Annotated in this window: 10 protein-coding genes; 6 read left to right on the top strand and 4 right to left on the bottom strand. The window is 34.9% G+C overall.

Translation table 11 applies throughout. From position 1 onward, the window contains the following. The first annotated feature begins 82 nt into the window (after positions 1 to 82). From CLV00_RS10460 to CLV00_RS10470, 3 genes are read left to right on the top strand one after another with little or no spacing between them, the layout of a single operon-like run. A complete protein-coding gene (locus CLV00_RS10460) occupies positions 83 to 1177 on the top strand; it encodes an efflux RND transporter periplasmic adaptor subunit (protein WP_099715151.1) in 1095 nt (364 codons plus the stop codon). Continuing rightward, entirely contained in the window at positions 1177 to 2433 is a 1257-nt protein-coding gene (locus CLV00_RS10465) for an FtsX-like permease family protein (RefSeq protein ID WP_099715152.1), read from the top strand. The genes CLV00_RS10460 and CLV00_RS10465 overlap by 1 nt, the downstream gene beginning before the upstream one ends. Positions 2434 to 2435: 2 nt before the next feature. After that, on the top strand, positions 2436 to 3116 hold the full coding sequence (locus tag CLV00_RS10470; protein WP_099715153.1) for an ABC transporter ATP-binding protein: 681 nt from the start codon (positions 2436 to 2438) through the stop codon (positions 3114 to 3116). 2 nt (positions 3117 to 3118) lie between these two features. On the opposite strand, the gene CLV00_RS10475 is transcribed toward CLV00_RS10470, so the two are convergent. The 4 genes from CLV00_RS10475 to CLV00_RS10490 all read right to left on the bottom strand — a co-directional run bounded on the left by CLV00_RS10475 (position 3119) and on the right by CLV00_RS10490 (position 8555). After that, positions 3119 to 3688 (bottom strand): pentapeptide repeat-containing protein, encoded by a 570-nt coding sequence (locus CLV00_RS10475; RefSeq protein WP_099715154.1) that lies wholly within the window; start codon positions 3686 to 3688, stop codon positions 3119 to 3121. Between the two features lie 99 nt (positions 3689 to 3787). Next, positions 3788 to 4222: a DUF6526 family protein gene (locus tag CLV00_RS10480; protein ID WP_099715155.1), complete on the bottom strand. Its 435-nt coding sequence runs from the start codon at positions 4220 to 4222 to the stop codon at positions 3788 to 3790. A 222-nt stretch (positions 4223 to 4444) separates the two neighbouring features. Beyond that, positions 4445 to 6604, bottom strand: a complete 2160-nt coding sequence (locus tag CLV00_RS10485) for a S9 family peptidase (protein WP_099715156.1) — start codon at positions 6602 to 6604, stop codon at positions 4445 to 4447. 166 nt (positions 6605 to 6770) lie between these two features. After that, positions 6771 to 8555 (bottom strand): DUF885 family protein, encoded by a 1785-nt coding sequence (locus tag CLV00_RS10490; RefSeq protein WP_099715157.1) that lies wholly within the window; start codon positions 8553 to 8555, stop codon positions 6771 to 6773. Positions 8556 to 9216: 661 nt separating this feature from the next. Here CLV00_RS10490 and CLV00_RS10495 point away from each other — a divergent pair. The 3 genes from CLV00_RS10495 to CLV00_RS10505 all read left to right on the top strand — a co-directional run bounded on the left by CLV00_RS10495 (position 9217) and on the right by CLV00_RS10505 (position 15856). After that, positions 9217 to 12168, top strand: a complete 2952-nt coding sequence (locus CLV00_RS10495; protein WP_099715158.1) for a TonB-dependent receptor — start codon at positions 9217 to 9219, stop codon at positions 12166 to 12168. Positions 12169 to 12183: 15 nt separating this feature from the next. Next, positions 12184 to 13878 carry a RagB/SusD family nutrient uptake outer membrane protein gene (locus CLV00_RS10500; RefSeq protein ID WP_099715159.1) on the top strand — a complete coding sequence of 565 codons (1695 nt, stop codon included), beginning with the start codon at positions 12184 to 12186 and terminating at the stop codon, positions 13876 to 13878. A 178-nt stretch (positions 13879 to 14056) separates the two neighbouring features. Next, positions 14057 to 15856: an alkaline phosphatase gene (locus CLV00_RS10505; RefSeq protein ID WP_099715160.1), complete on the top strand. Its 1800-nt coding sequence runs from the start codon at positions 14057 to 14059 to the stop codon at positions 15854 to 15856. The last annotated feature ends 35 nt before the right edge of the window (positions 15857 to 15891 follow it).

Genomic DNA, 15891 nt, shown 5'->3' on the forward strand with positions numbered 1-15891 from the left:
TGAATTTTAACTTCAAAATGGATATTGTCGTATATTTATAGAAAGAATTTACAACAACCTATACCGTTAAATAAGAAGCGAAATGAGTTTGAAATTACGATCCCTATTTTGTTTATTAGTTCTTAGTTTATTTTCTTGTTCTAAAAAGGAAACAGATGGAATTAAGCCAACAGTAGGAGAAGTTACGGAAAGTGTTTATGCTTCCGGAGTTATAAAAGCAGATGGGCAGTACACGGTTTATGCAACCGTAAACGGCACATTACAAAAAGTAAATGTTATCGCCGGTCAATCCATTACTAAAGGCCAATCACTATTTGAATTGGAGAGTGGTAAAGCGGAACTTAATACGGAAAATGCTCGATTAGCGTATCAATTGAGTCTGGAAAGTAGTCGTTATATTCAAGATAAAATTGCCGAAATGGAAATGAAAGTCCAATCAAGCAGAGACAAATTGTCTTTGGACGAATCTATTTATAACCGAAATAAAAATATAATAAATCAAGGAGGAATTTCGGAAGTTGATTTTGAAAGAGTCGAATTAGCTTATAAAAGTTCCAAGATTAATTACGAATCGGCTAAAAATCAATTGGCACAACTCAAAGCCCAATTGAAGAATGATCAAAGCAGAAATAGTATCAACCTAAAAATCAATCAGAAATCCCAAAGTGATTTTATCGTTAAAAGCGTCTTCTCTGGAAAGCTATTTGATGTCTTGGTAAAAGAAGGAACATTAGTTACACCACAAACCCCTTTGGCAATAATTGGTCAGGAAAATTCATTTTTGTTGGAACTGGAAGTGGACGAAAATGACATGGTTCGCGTGAGAACGGGACAAAAAGTATTGGTGACAATGGACAGTTATAAAGGACAAGTTTTTGATGCCGTCATTGATAAAATTTACCCGATAATGAACGAACGTTCCCGTACTTTTAAAATCGAAGCGCATTTTATAAAACCACCCGAGAAACTCTATCCAAATCTTACCGCCGAAGCCAATATTATCATTCAGATTAAGCAAAATACCATTACGATTCCAAAAACATATTTAATAGAAGGCAAATATGTTTTAGTAAATAAAGACGAAAAACGCGAAATAAAAACGGGCTTAAGCGATTATCAGAAAGTGGAAATAGTATCGGGATTAACCGCGGAAGAAATGATTTATAAACCCAAATAATGAACTTTAAACTCATATTAAACATTGCACTACATTTGCTTCGGGCGCGATTAAAACAAACGATTGTCGCTGCTATTGGAGTAACGTTCAGTATAGCTATGTTTATTGCTTTGGTTAGTTTTATGAATGGTTTGAATGATTTATTGGATGGCTTAATGCTAAACAGAACTCCCCATGTGTTGCTGTACAACGAAATTAAACCTTCAGAAAATCAACCTGTCTATTTATCTAAAAAATTCCAAAAGAAGACCAATTTTGTTCGTTCGATTAAACCGAAAGATCGTGGGAAATCCATTTACAACAGTAAAACAATTTTGGATGTTTTAAAAAAAGATCCACGTGTCATTGATGTTGCTCCAAAGGTGACTTCACCGGTTTTTTTTAATTCAGGAACTATTGAAATCTCAGGGATAATTAATGGAATTGATGTTTTGCCCGAAGATAAGTTATTTAAAATCAGCGATTATATTACAGAGGGAAAAGTAGCTGATTTGCTTCAGAATAACAGTATTATTATCGGGAAAGGCTTGTCAGATAAAATGTTGCTTACCAAAGGAGATATCATCAAGATTACCACTTCTAAAGGGAATTTAGCTTCGCTCAAAATTGTGGGTATTTCTGAAATTGGAATTGCTGAAATCGACAATATAACGAGTTATACTTCTTTGGCTACAGCCCAAAAATTGCAAGGCGAACCTACAAATTACATCACGGATATACAGATAAATTTATATGATATGGCTTCAGCACCTGCTGTTGCAAAAGAGTTTCAGAATACTTTTAATTTGGATACGATTGATTACCAAACTGCAAATTCTCAGTTTGAAACCGGAAGTACGGTACGAAGTATTATTTCGTATTCCGTTGGAGTAGTGTTGCTGATTGTTGCCGGTTTTGGAATTTATAATATTCTGAACATGATGATTTATGAAAAAATGGACAGTATTGCAATTTTGAAAGCCACTGGATTTTCTGGGAATGATGTGAAATGGATTTTTGTTTCGCTTTCTATAATTATTGGACTTGCCGGAGGATTGTTTGGTTTGCTGTTTGGTTACGTTTTCTCATCTATTATAGATGTTATACCGTTTGAAACGGCTTCGTTACCTACGGTAAAAACTTACCCTATTAATTACAATCCCATATATTATGGAATCGGGATTACTTTTGCATTATTTACAACGACCATTGCCGGACTTTTCCCCGCTTTAAAAGCCAGTAAAGTAGATCCGGTAGAAATTATCAGAGGAAAATAACGATGGAAAACAATACTGTTTTAGAGACAATTGGACTAAGTAAATATTTTTACGACCCTGTAAAATTTCAAGTTTTAAAGGAAATTAGCATGCGTGTTAATCATGGTGAATTTGTTTCGATAGTGGGCAAATCAGGCTGTGGAAAATCGACGTTGTTGTATTTACTTTCTACGATGGATACGAATTATGACGGAGAGATATTGATACATAACGAACTTGTTACGGGGAAAACCGATAAAGAATTAGCATTAATCAGAAATGAAAAAATAGGTTTTGTGTTTCAGTTTCATTACTTACTCGCAGAATATAATGTGCTGAAAAATGTGATGCTTCCGGGGATGAAATTAGCTAAATATTCGGATAAAGAATTAGAGCATCGCGCCATGGAACATTTGAAAACACTCGATATGGAAGATCAGGCACTGAAAATGCCAAATCAATTGAGCGGTGGGCAAAAACAGCGCGTGGCAATTGCGCGTGCTTTGATAAACGATCCATTGATTATAATGGGGGATGAGCCTACAGGGAATTTAGACAAGAAAAACAGTGACTTGGTTTTTGATATTTTTAATAAATTGACTCAGGAGAAAAATCAGACTTTGTTGGTAGTTACCCACGATACTGATTTTGCTCAAAAAACGAATAGAATTATTACTATGGAAGATGGGAAAATAATTTCGTAATATTATTGCACTATAATTTCATGTTTGTAAAGCAATCCTTTTAATCCTTCTAAAGCAAAGACTGCTTTTTTTAACTTTGTTGTTTTTGGATCAATCGTATAGTTATAGCTTGTTTTGAAATCAGCCTTGTTAGCAATTGCTTTCGCAAATTCTGAACGATATAAATCGCAATTGTCAAAAATAACTTCGGTTAAATCAGTGCTCATAAAATCAACTGCAATAATACTACAATTGGTAAATGAAGTCCCTTTGATCTTTAGAGTGTAAAATTTGGAGAAATCCAAAATACAATTATTAAAAGTAATTTCGAAAATTAATTTATCGCACATAGCAAAATTGACATCTTTGATTTCACATCGATTGAAAGTCACAGTTCTAAAGGCTACATAATTTATTTTGGCGTTACTGAAAGTACAATCATTGAAGATGCAATCAATGAAAGTAACCGCTACAAAAGCACATTGAGAGAAATTACAATTGGTAAACGTACAGCACTCAAATTCCTTGAAATTGACTTCTTCCTCTTGGTACGTGATATCATTATACTCAATATCTAGAAAATATTCTGCCATTTATGGGTTTTAAATTCAGCTTTTAGTGCTGTTTTTCGGAACAAAGAAACAAAATTCTGAATCGTTATATTGGATAAATTGGAGTATTATTTTTTGTATTTAAACTCTTTCGTAGTCGCCTTTCCAGTGCTGAATCACTTTTTTAATTTCCTTTTTCGAAAGATTTTCATTCATCGCTTTTTGCGTAAGCTCAGGAAATTCATCGTCTGAGGCAAAACGTAACGCAAATAATTGGTCGTCATTTAATCGATGCTCAAAATCCTCCAATCTTTTTCCTGTAATTGAAAAATAGCGGTATCGAAGTTCCAGACGCACGATTCGGTTTTGCAAAGTCAAGGCATAATGTTGGCGTAGCATGAAAGCCAGACAAAACAGAACAACGAAAATTCCACTTATAAATGACCAAATTAATGAATCTTCGGTGGTGCAACTAAAATATATGCTGAATGCTAGAAATGTCATTATTATAGGATAATAAACAAAATGATGGGGTGGGTAATACCGAATATGATTTTTATAGGATTGTGTTTCCATGATTTTATTTTAAAGTTTTTTAAAGATAGTCAAAACAGCTTATTTTGAAGGCATCAGGTTTTTTAATTATGAAAATTCCAAAATTATATATGTTTTGGCAGCGGCTAATAATAAAAAATAAGACTTGATTTTTACAAAAAAGCCCTGTCATTTTACAATGTACAGGGCTTTATATTTTTAGGATTTAAATCCTAATACTGTAATAGATACACATTAGTTGCTTTATTTTTTTTCAATCGATCTTTCAAAAAACTCATACGTTCGCAGCATTTGATCCATTCGTTGACGGTTGTCACCATTTCTGGTAATTTCATGAGTTGCACCGGGATGTACTACAAATTCTACTGGACGATTCAATACTTTTAAACTGCGAAACATCATTTCTGCCTGAATAAAACCGGTGCGACGGTCGTTGCCACCATGAAAAATAATGAAAGGTGTTGTGATATTTTGAACATAGCTTATTGGTGATTCACGAGTTAGAATTTCCTTCACCTTTGGTTCCCAAGGATACCCACCAAAATAATTTGGAACTAATCTCCATGCATTTCCTTCTCCAAAAAAGGTTGTAAGATCATAGACACCGCGTTGGGCGCAAGCCGCTTTAAAACGGTTATCATGACTTATGATCCAAGCTGTCAGGTAACCTGCATACGAACCTCCCGTAATGAGTAACTTGGATTTGTCTGCCCAGCCTTCTTCAACGGTTTTATCTAGTGCTGTCAGTACATCACTAGCCGGACCTTTGCCCCAATCGTTGATATTACCTCTTAAAAAATCTAATCCATATCCGCCAGAACCTCTTGGATTACTATAAACAACGCCATATCCTTTACTGCAAAAATATTGGTACTCATGCCACATACTTTCTTCGCCGGGACCCCACATTGCTGATGGACCCCCATGAATTTCTAGCAATAATGGATATTTTTCTCCTTGCGTGTAGTTGGAGGGTTTCATGATCCAATATTCTACAGTCATTCCTAAATCGTTGATGAATGTTTTCTTTTCTGGAAAGGATAGTTTTTTATTGATAACCCAATCATTAAAATTACTTACTTTTTTTTCATTTTTTAGATTAGCATCAGCAAAATATAATTCGGAAGGATTTGATACTTGAGTTTTTGAAAATACAATCGTATTGTTTACAATGTCGAAACTTGAAATACCAGTATCAACGCTTGACAAAGCCTCTATTTTTTTTGTTAATCTGTTAATTCTGTGCAAAACATTGCCACCGTTCATTTGAGAGGTAAAGTACAGGTATTTATCATCTTTACTCCAGATAAAATTTGTTTTATTACGATCAAAAGGGATTGTTACAATATCTTTCTCCGTGCCGTTCAATGGCATTATTGATACTGAAGGAACACTAATAAAAGATGTGTTGCCGGACAAGAATGCGAGCCATTTCCCTGAAGACGATATTGTGGCGCCATTGTATCTTTTTCCGTTTTCCCCTAATAGCATTTTAAAATTCTCGCCATTGGTATCCATTATAAAAATCTCACCTTCTAATGATCGGTCTTGATTTTCTTCAGTGTCTACATCTCCTGATACAATTATTTGTTTTCCGTTTGGCGTGTAGTCTGCATTGTTAAAACTATAAAATCCTTTAGTGAGCAAACGCGGTTCAGCATCTTTGGAGACATTTATTTCAAAAAAGTGATTGAAATTCATTTCTGAAGAGACATTCGATTCACTTTGGAAGTTTAATTTATTCAAGACAATTGCTTTTTTGTCTACTGCGTTTTTATCTAAATAAGCTCTTATTTCAGATAAACTTCCGTTAGGATTCGGTTTCTCTTTGTTCGTTAGTAAATGTTCATTTTTGTCAAAACCGGGCTTTTCCATTTTCCAAGTAGGAATTGCATTCGATTTGTTTAAAATAGAATCCTGAAGTAACTCTCGTAACGGGATGCTTGATGAAAAAAGTATTCTTTTACCGTCTGGTGACCACTTTGGATTGGATGCGCCGTATTTATGTTTTGTCAATTGCATGGGTTCACCACCTTCCATAGATAATATAAAAATTTGTGTTTTGTCCTCTACAGAACGGGTAAAAGCAATCTGTTTACCGTCTGGGCTCCATGCCGGTCTTGTCGCTCCATCTTTATTTGTGGTCAGTTGTACAGGTACGGAATTGTTTAAAGTATTGGTAGTGAAAATCTGTGTGCGGTATTTGTAATCTAATTTATTATTTTCATCGGCTTCAATAGAAGTCACCGTAAAAGCAGCTCGTTTTCCATCTTTTGTAAGCGTTATGTTACCAACAGTTTTAATTTTTAACATATCAGTAATGGCAACAGCTTCTGTTCCATTTTGAGCGATTGAAGATTGTAATTGTATTAAAAAAAATAGTACGATTGAAAATTTTCTCATAGATAGGATTTTATAAGTATTGGTTTATTTTCATTTAACCCCAATTGAGCCTAATGTGTTTTATATAATGGTTTGATAGGTTAACTATTTAGTAAAAATATAAAATAAAAATCGGTTATCTGTATAATTTCTACTCAACAGTATTTATAGGTAAATGGACAAGTTATTATTTAATTTGTTCATTTGCCCAATTATCCATATACGTTTCAAACACGCTTAAAGGTACTGAACCAACCTGTAAAATGGCATCATGAAATTTTTTGATTTCAAACTTTGGACCCAAGCTTTTAATATATTTGTTTTTCAATTCCGTTATTTTCAATTCTCCTGTTTTATAGGAAAGTGCCTGTCCCGGTTGTGCCATATATCTTTCTGTTTCAGAAACAGAAGCATTTTTCTCTCTTCCTCCTTTTTCCATCATGTATTGGATTGATTCTTCCCTTGTCATGATTCCGGTATGCAATCCAACGTCTGTTACTAATCGTATCGCTCTAAATAGTTCTGATTTGTATGCTGCCAATTTTTGATAAGGATCAGTGTATAATCCTAATTCTTCACCCAATGATTCCGTATATAAAGCCCATCCTTCAGAAAAAACGGAATAGCCAGCAAATTTTCTAATTTTAGGCATCGATTGATTCTCTTGTTGGAGGGACAATTGAAAATGGTGTCCAGGAATGGCTTCATGCATAAAAAGATTGTCCATACCTAATTTATTGAATTTTGTAGCATCAACGATGGGAACATTAAAATAACCGGGTCTGCTGCCGTCCGTTGTACCTCTTTCATAATTGGCTGCAGAAGTAGCCGCTTTAAACTTTTCAATTGCTCTTACCTCGAATGCTGTTTTGGGTACAATATTGAATAATTTTTTCAGGTTGGGTTCTATTATTGGCAAGATGGCCCTGTAACTTTCTAATATTTGTTCGTCAGTGGTAAAAGGAAAAAAGGAAGGATCGGTTAAGGCATGATTGAAAAATGCGGTTCTGTCTCCCTGAAAGCCAATTTTTATCTGGAGGTCATCAATTTCTTTGGTAATTCGTTCCACTTCTCGAAGTCCCGTTTGGTAAATTTCATCCGGTGTTTTATTAGTAGTGGTACCTACGCTAACTAAATATTCATACATTGCTTTCCCATTGGGTAAATCATTATAGCCTGCTGTAGTTCTGGCTTTTAGCAAATAAACATTTTTTAAATAATCAGCCAGTTTTCGGTAAGTAGGGATTATTTTAGTGGTGATAGCATTTTGATAGGCCAGTTGTATCGCTTTTTTTTCTTTTGCAGAAAAGGAGGTTGGTATATTTAGGACTGGTTCATAAAAAATATTCTTTAGGGTATCTGTTGCAGTTTGCGCTTCCAGTTGTGGAATCATTTTAACAACTAATGCTTTGGGAAGTACCATTCCTATTGCAACACCTTTGTCAAAATTGGCTATAGCAGTATCAGCCCATATTGTAAAACTTTCTATTCGTTTAATCCAGTTTTCGTAATCTTTTACTGTTTTAAAAGGTTGAGCACTTTTTCCTGAACCAAGAGATGGTAATGAATTTGGTAGTGACCTATAATGGCTAAAGGGCATGTATTCAAAATGAAATTTTTCTCTTTCCAGGGCTTGTTTTAATTGAAGGCTCGCGATATCGAAAGCAATTTTATCAAAGGAATTGAGGCTTTTTCTATCAAAAGTTTCTAACCGTTTTTGATATTTTATGGTGAAGTCGTGTTTCTTTTTCAGATACGGTTCTGCGATATCGTTTGGTAATAAATCGTTGTATCTGTTGTCGCCTCTAGACGTGGCAGAAATAGGGTCAAATAGTAATCCTTCTTCGTAATAATCATCCAGAAATTTATTGAATATAGCATTGTTGGCTGGTTTTTGGGCCAATAGAAAAGTACTGCATAAAACGAACAGGATTACTGTCGTTTTTCTAAAAAGGCTTTTTACTAGATTCATGTAAGAATTGTTTAAAAAATGATTAAATGATGTGTATTAGATTTTAATTTTTATAAAAATCTGATAGTGTGGTGAGTATGCTTAAAAAAAACGTTCTTAGTATGCGCTAATTTATGCTTTATTTTATGAACTATAACAATTTTTTCCTTCAAAAATGGATGGTATATTATACAAATGTTAACTATCTGTTATTTAAAAAAGGTTTGGTCTTACTGTTGTTTTAAATTTGATTTTAGCAAATTGTGCCTAAGAATTATTAGTGACGTACTTTGTTTGAACATTTTTTTTAGATGCAAATAATAGAATAAAAGCAGCTTTTGAAGACTTCTTCAATACCTAAAAAATGATAACGAAATTCATGACAAACATCCTTTATTTCAGTTGTTTATTGGTGAATGTAATTTGATTTTACGTTCGTTGAGTTCGTAATCGGGAATAGCGGTAGCAACTACTTTATATCATAAAAAAATCACGGTTAGTATGCTTTTTAAATACTTAATTTCTATCTGGTTTAGTTGTGATTTTGCCTCTTTTATTTTTTCTTTTTTTTACTGTCATACACTTTTTTGTTTTTGAAAAATTTACTTTTTGTTATTTCGCAATTAACATAAGTTTAGCAAATATCGATTCTATTTGTCCATTATAAATAAATTGATAAAAGATGAAAAAAATTAGATTTTTGATGCTATTCTTTTTAACCGTTTTCTCTGTTGCTGCTTGGGCTCAAACAGAAGTGACAGGAGTAGTATTAGATGATGCCAATTTTCCGTTACCAGGAGTTAATGTGTTAGTAAAGGGAAATAAAAAAGGAATAGTTACAGATCTTGATGGTCGTTTTAGTATTAAAGCATCTGTTGGTGATGTTATAGAGTTTTCTTATATAGGATTAGAAACACAAGAAGTAACGATTAAAAACTACAACAAATTAGATATAAAATTGCAAGCAAGCGCCATGCAACTTGAAGATTTGGTAGTAGTGGGATATGGTTCAAAACGAAAAAGAGATGTTACAGGTGCAGTAACTTCAGTTAAAAGTGATGCGTTTAACCGAGGTATAGTTACTTCACCGGAGCAATTAATACAAGGTAAGGTTTCTGGGGTAAACATCACTTCTGCAAGTGGAGAACCAGGTAGTAACCAAGCCATAAGCATACGTGGTCAAGGTGGAGTTCGTACTGGAAGTACGCCTTTATTTGTTATTGATGGATTTGCTCTTGATAATTCAAGTACAGGCGGAGCAACAAATCCGCTTAGTTTTATTAATGCTGACGATATAGAATCTATCGACGTGTTGAAAGATGCTTCTGCTACAGCTATTTATGGTTCAAGAGGAGCTAATGGAGTTATCTTGATTACCACAAAAAGAGGTAAAAAAGGACAATCTAAAGTAACGTATTCAACAAGTCTTGGAACCTCAAATATGGCCAAAGAAATCCCTGTTTATAGTGCAGATGCTTTTAGAGCAAAAGTAGTTGAAATCGGTGGGCAGCTAATTGATTTGGGTGGATCTACTAATTGGCAAAAAGAAATAACAAGAACAGCATTCTCTCAAAACCATAACTTAAATTTAAGTGGTGGTGCTGATAATCTAACGTATTTTGCTTCTATTGGTCACCAAGATCAACAAGGTATTTTAAAAAATAGCGAACTGAAAAAGATTTCCGGTAGAATTAATCTAACCCAAAAACTGTTAAACAACAGGCTTAAGATTGATTTGAACTTGAATGCTACCAATACTAAAAGTGAGAGGCCGGCTATAGAAAGTTTGATAGGTACTGCATTGAGTTTGAATCCAACGTATCCTGCATATGATGAAAATGGTGCTCCTTCCATATTTGCAGATGTTTTTAATCCGTTGATACGTCTTGATTTGTATGAAGATTTGACCAATACAAACCGAATTATTGCTAATATTTCTCCTTCATTTGAAATTATCAAAGGATTGGATTATAAGTTAAATTTAGGTGTTGATAACTCTAATTCTGACCGAGACATACAAAATCGTCCAAGTACATTACCGCAACAAGATGGAAGACTGGATTCGTATTATATCAGTAATAAAAACAATCTGATTGAAAACTATATCACTTACAACTTTGATTTAAAAGAGCATAATTTTTCTCTTTTGGCAGGTCATTCGTACCAAAAGACATTTGTGCAATACAGACATTGGAGTATTGATAAATTTAAAGATAATGGTATCGACCCAAAATACAATCCTGGTTTGGGACAAGAATTGGATTTAATAGATAATTTACCATCAGGATCTGCTATTAAAAATGAACTGCAATCCTTTTTTGGAAGAGTAGGGTATAGCCTTAAAGACCGCTACTTATTGACTGCTACGTTCCGTAGAGATGGTTCTTCAAAATTTGGAAGCAACAATAAGTACGGAAACTTTCCTTCATTTGCTGCCGGTTGGAGAATTTCAGAAGAAGAATTTATGAAATCATTACCATTTAGCAACCTAAAACTTAGAGCTGGTTGGGGACGAACAGGAAATCAGGAAATTCCATCCAAAATTACACAAGCTTCGTCTACAACATCAGTGACAGGAAGTACCAGTTATCCGCTTTATCCAACAGATATTTTTTCTGGAGGAACTACTTATGCGCGTCTAGCTAATCCAGATATCCAGTGGGAAGTATCTACACAGACCAATGTTGGTTTAGATTTCGGATTGTTTAATGGCGCTTTATCGGGAACGGTAGATTATTTTAACAAAGTTTCTGATAATATTTTACTTGAAGTGGTACCGTCAGATCCTATTCAAGCCGCTTCAACGTATTGGACCAATGTGAAGGATATGACCATCACTAATAAAGGTTTAGAATTAGCGCTTGCTTACGAATACAAAAATGAAAATGGTGTTTCATTTGGTTTAGGCGGTAATGTATCGTTCATAGACAACAAAATCGAAAATTCTCCTTTTACTGTTTTAACAACAGGAAGTGCTTCAGGTTCAGGTCTTTCGTCAGCTACTATTAATGGATATGTGAACGGACAACCTATTGGTACCTTTTACATGAAAGAATTCGTTGGTGTTAATGATCAAGGAATGAGCATGTTTAGAGATGTTAACGGTGATGGTTTAGATACTGATGCAGACAGAGTAGTTGCCGGTAGTGCATTACCAGACAAATTATACAGTTTTTATGGTAACATCGCATACAAAGGATTTGATTTGAACTTTAATTTCAATGGGGTTTCAGGGAATAAAATCTATGATAATACTGCCAATTCAAATTTTTACAAAGCTAGATTAGCAAAATCATTGAATACAACTGCTGCAGCAGCTCAATATCCATCAGAATCAATAACTAATCCGGCCTCGATTTCAACACGATACTTGAAAAATGGTGCTTTTCTTCGCTTGAACAACCTTTCATTAGGATATAATTTAAATCCTAAAATGATAGGTATTCAAGACTGGGTTAGTTCGATGAGGTTTTCTTTAACAGGACAAAATTTATTTGTTATTACGGATTATGACGGGTACGATCCAGAGGTTAATACAGATAGATCAGTAGATGGTGTTACTTCTTATGGTATTGATTATTTGAGTTATCCAAAAGCAAGAACATTTCTATTCGGATTCAATGTTTCATTTTAATAAAAGACAATTCACATGAAAAATAAATTTTTAATAGCACTTACAGTATTATCCACTTTTATGCAATTTGGGTGTTCTGATCTAGAGGAAGAGGTATTGGATGAATCCTTGACTGGAGGAGCAAAAATGGATGCAATTGCAGATGGAAGTATTTCTCCGGCTTATGCAGTTTTACCCAACTTGTTTTTGCATACCAGTTATTTTACACTTCAGGAAATATCAACAGATGAAGCTATTTTACCGTATAGAGGCGGAACAGATTGGGGTGACAACGGAATCTTTATTGATATGCACCGTCATACCTATTCTAGCTCTCATATTCGTATAAAAGATACTTGGGGATCTATTACTCAAGGCATCTCCCGATCAGTAACGGCAATAAATGCGCTGGCTCCATTGGCAGAAACAAATCCAACAGCTAAAATCTATTTAGCGGAAGCCCGTGGATTGAGAGCTTACTATTCGATGTTGAGTTTGGACTTATTCGGATTGATTTTTGTAAAAGAAAATCCAGCGGAAGTTTCCACTATTGTCCGTGGTAATGATGCGGTAGAATACATTGCAAAAGAATTAGTAGCAATTGAGAATGAAGTGAGTACAACAGCTGGACCTGGCCGTATTACTAAAGGTGCCGTATGGGGACTTTTGTCTCGTTTGTATTTGAATGCTGCGGTTTACCGTGATCCGTATGCCACTAATTTTGATTTTAAATCAGACGATATGGATAAGGTTATTTCGTATACCGATAAAATTATAGCATCTGGTCAGTACAATCTTTCTTCGGAATATTTTGAAATCTTTGACGATGAAAATCATACCAATAAAGAATTAATTTTTGCTGTTGATCAACGTGCCGAATTGAACGGACACAATCGTTTGGCTTATTTCTCTTTGTCTGGTGATATGTTCCCTAGTCCTGCATTTCCTAGAGCAAACGGAACTGACGGTCCAGCGATTACCCCTGATTTTTATCAGACATGGGTTTCGGCGTATGGAGCTAAAGATCCTGCAACTGCCGATCCTCGATTTTTTAAAGAGAATCTTAGAATACCTGCTGATTCTTGTATCGCTGCAAAAGACTTTGAAGTGAATCGAGGTATATTAAGAGGACAACAATACGGATTAATTACCACTGCAAACGGACAACCATTTGCGCGTTGTGCGGATGGTGTTGGTTATAAAATAAGTAAGCTTCGCAACATTACAAGATCGGATAAAACCAAGTTAGTAAACCATACGCAGTTTATCGATTTTACCGCTGCAGGAAGTGGATACAGTACTGGGTATAGAGTTTTGAAATATGAGTTCAGTAAAAAATCGGATACCGGAAGAAACAAAGGAGATGCGGATATTGTTATCATGCGTTTAGCTGATATTTACATGATGCGTGCCGAGGCAAAATTGCGTAAATCAAACGATATGGGTGGTGCACTTGCAGATGTGAATGTAGTAAGAGCTTCAAGAACTGCTAGAATTGCTGCACCAGCATTAACATCTATGACACTTGATATTTTATATAGAGAACGTGGATTTGAATTTTACTGGGAAACGCTTAGACGTACGGATATGATTCGTTTTGGAAAATACGAAGGAACGTGGACTGAAAAAACAGACAGTAATGTTCAGAAACGTCTTTTTCCAATTCCACAATCTGCTATTGACGGAGCTTCAGACAAGCCTGGGTATTTGGTTCAAAACGCAGGATATTAATTGGATTAAAAAGAGGATTATTGGTACAGTTTTAAAATAAAAAACCAAACAGTATCACATGAATTCACTTCCTAAAATATAATTTTATTAAAGACCTTTCGGTGTATTGTTATGATACCCGAAAGGTCTACATAATTAAATACGTTTATTAACATTACTTTTTTTTACAATTTATAGTATGTCCCAATCATTTAAAATTTCAGTTCTTGTCTTGTTATTTTCTTTGCAGTTCATTCAGGCGCAAGACGTTCAAAAATATAAAATACATTCTCATAATGATTATGAGCAAAATATTCCGTTTTGGAGTGCTTACGCCAATGGTTTAAATTCTATTGAAGCGGATATTTTTTTAAAGGATAACAACTTGTATGTAAGCCACACTGAGGGCGACATCAAAAAAGAACGTACTCTTGAAAAGCTGTACTTAGATCCTTTGCAACAAGTAATGGCGCTTCAACTGGGCAATCAGCAATCCATACAATTACTAATTGATATTAAAACGGAGTCTGTTGCAACGCTAAAAAAACTGATTGCTGTTTTAGAAAACTATCCGAACGTAATAAACAATAAAAATTTCTCCATTGTCATATCGGGAAACCGACCAGAAGTAAAAACATATACGCAATACCCAAATTACATTCAATTTGATTATCAAAGTTTAGCGGGTATTCCCGAAAAAGAACAATGGGAAAAGGTGGCACTAATCAGTAAAAGTTTCAGTGAATTTTCATCTTGGAACGGAAAAGGACGACTTACTGCCGAAGATTACAAAAAGGTATCCGAAGCGATCAATAAGGCGCACAGTTTTGGAAAGCCATTCCGTTTTTGGGGTTGTCCAGATTCTAAAACCGCATGGAAAACCTTCAAGGATCTTGGAGTCGATTTTATAAACACCGACATGCCTTACGAGAGTTCCCGCTACTTGAACACATTAGACAGTAGAGTTTTTTACAATACAATTGATTCGCCGGTTTACACCCCAACTTATTTGTCTGACAAGAAAAACAGTCCCATACAAAATGTTATTTTGCTTATAGGCGACGGGAATGGACTTGCTCAGATTTCCAGTGCTGTTTTGGCTAATGGCGGTCAACTGACACTGACACAATTAAAAGCTATTGGGTTTTTAAAAACGCAGTCTTCAGATGATTTCACTACCGATTCAGCTGCGGGAGGAACAGCTCTCGCCACTGGTCAAAAAACATATAACAGAGCTATTGGGGTGGATTCTTTCGGGAAACCTATTGAGAGCATTATGGAACTTCTTACCAAAAAGGGATTTAGTACGGCTTGCATCACTACAGACCACATTACAGGAGCGACACCAGCTTCGTTTTATGCGCATCAAAAAGAACGAGATTTGACTGCAGCAATCGCTAATGATCTTATGAATAGTAAATTATCTCTTTTTATGGGTGGCGGAAGCCGAAATTTTGCTGATGGTTTTTCTAAAACTGATTTTTCAATTTTGAACTCCATTGCAGATGTTGCCAAAAGCAATAAGGATCAAGTGGGTCTTTTTTTCTCTGAAAATACGGTTCCCAGTGTTTTAAAAGGACGAGGCAATCTATTGGCGGAAGCCACAAAAAATGGATTGGAATTTTTGAATGCCAAGAATAAACCGTTCTTCCTTATGGTTGAAGGTGCTCAGATTGATTCCTACGGTCATGCGAATAATGTACCCGGAATTGTTTCGGAAGGAATTGATTTTGATAGAGCCATAACCGAAGCGATTAAATTTGCAGATAAAACGGGCAACACTTTGGTCATTGTTACCGCAGATCATGAGACTTCGGGGTTTACGCTACCGCAAGGAAATGTAAAAGAAAAAATGATTGAAGGCGATTTTACAACTTACGATCATACTGGAATTATGGTACCTATATTTAGTTATGGACCTCAATCAGATATTTTTTCGGGAGTGTATGAAAACAATGAAGTTTTTCATAAAATTAAGCAAGTATTGCAGCTTAAATAATTGATTTAGTACTGCTATAAAAATTAAATTAAAAG

The sequence above is a fragment of the Flavobacterium sp. 11 genome (genome assembly GCF_002754315.1).
In the GTDB taxonomy this organism is placed as follows: domain Bacteria; phylum Bacteroidota; class Bacteroidia; order Flavobacteriales; family Flavobacteriaceae; genus Flavobacterium; species Flavobacterium algoritolerans.

What these genes read in the sequence shown, in the direction of transcription:
- CLV00_RS10460 (WP_099715151.1), top strand. Translation starts at nt 83, where the DNA reads ATGAGTTTGAAATTACGATCCCTATTTTGTTTATTAGTTCTTAGTTTA.
- CLV00_RS10465 (WP_099715152.1), top strand. Translation starts at nt 1,177, where the DNA reads ATGAACTTTAAACTCATATTAAACATTGCACTACATTTGCTTCGGGCG.
- CLV00_RS10470 (WP_099715153.1), top strand. Translation starts at nt 2,436, where the DNA reads ATGGAAAACAATACTGTTTTAGAGACAATTGGACTAAGTAAATATTTT.
- CLV00_RS10475 (WP_099715154.1), bottom strand. Translation starts at nt 3,688, where the DNA reads ATGGCAGAATATTTTCTAGATATTGAGTATAATGATATCACGTACCAA.
- CLV00_RS10480 (WP_099715155.1), bottom strand. Translation starts at nt 4,222, where the DNA reads ATGGAAACACAATCCTATAAAAATCATATTCGGTATTACCCACCCCAT.
- CLV00_RS10485 (WP_099715156.1), bottom strand. Translation starts at nt 6,604, where the DNA reads ATGAGAAAATTTTCAATCGTACTATTTTTTTTAATACAATTACAATCT.
- CLV00_RS10490 (WP_099715157.1), bottom strand. Translation starts at nt 8,555, where the DNA reads ATGAATCTAGTAAAAAGCCTTTTTAGAAAAACGACAGTAATCCTGTTC.
- CLV00_RS10495 (WP_099715158.1), top strand. Translation starts at nt 9,217, where the DNA reads ATGAAAAAAATTAGATTTTTGATGCTATTCTTTTTAACCGTTTTCTCT.
- CLV00_RS10500 (WP_099715159.1), top strand. Translation starts at nt 12,184, where the DNA reads ATGAAAAATAAATTTTTAATAGCACTTACAGTATTATCCACTTTTATG.
- CLV00_RS10505 (WP_099715160.1), top strand. Translation starts at nt 14,057, where the DNA reads ATGTCCCAATCATTTAAAATTTCAGTTCTTGTCTTGTTATTTTCTTTG.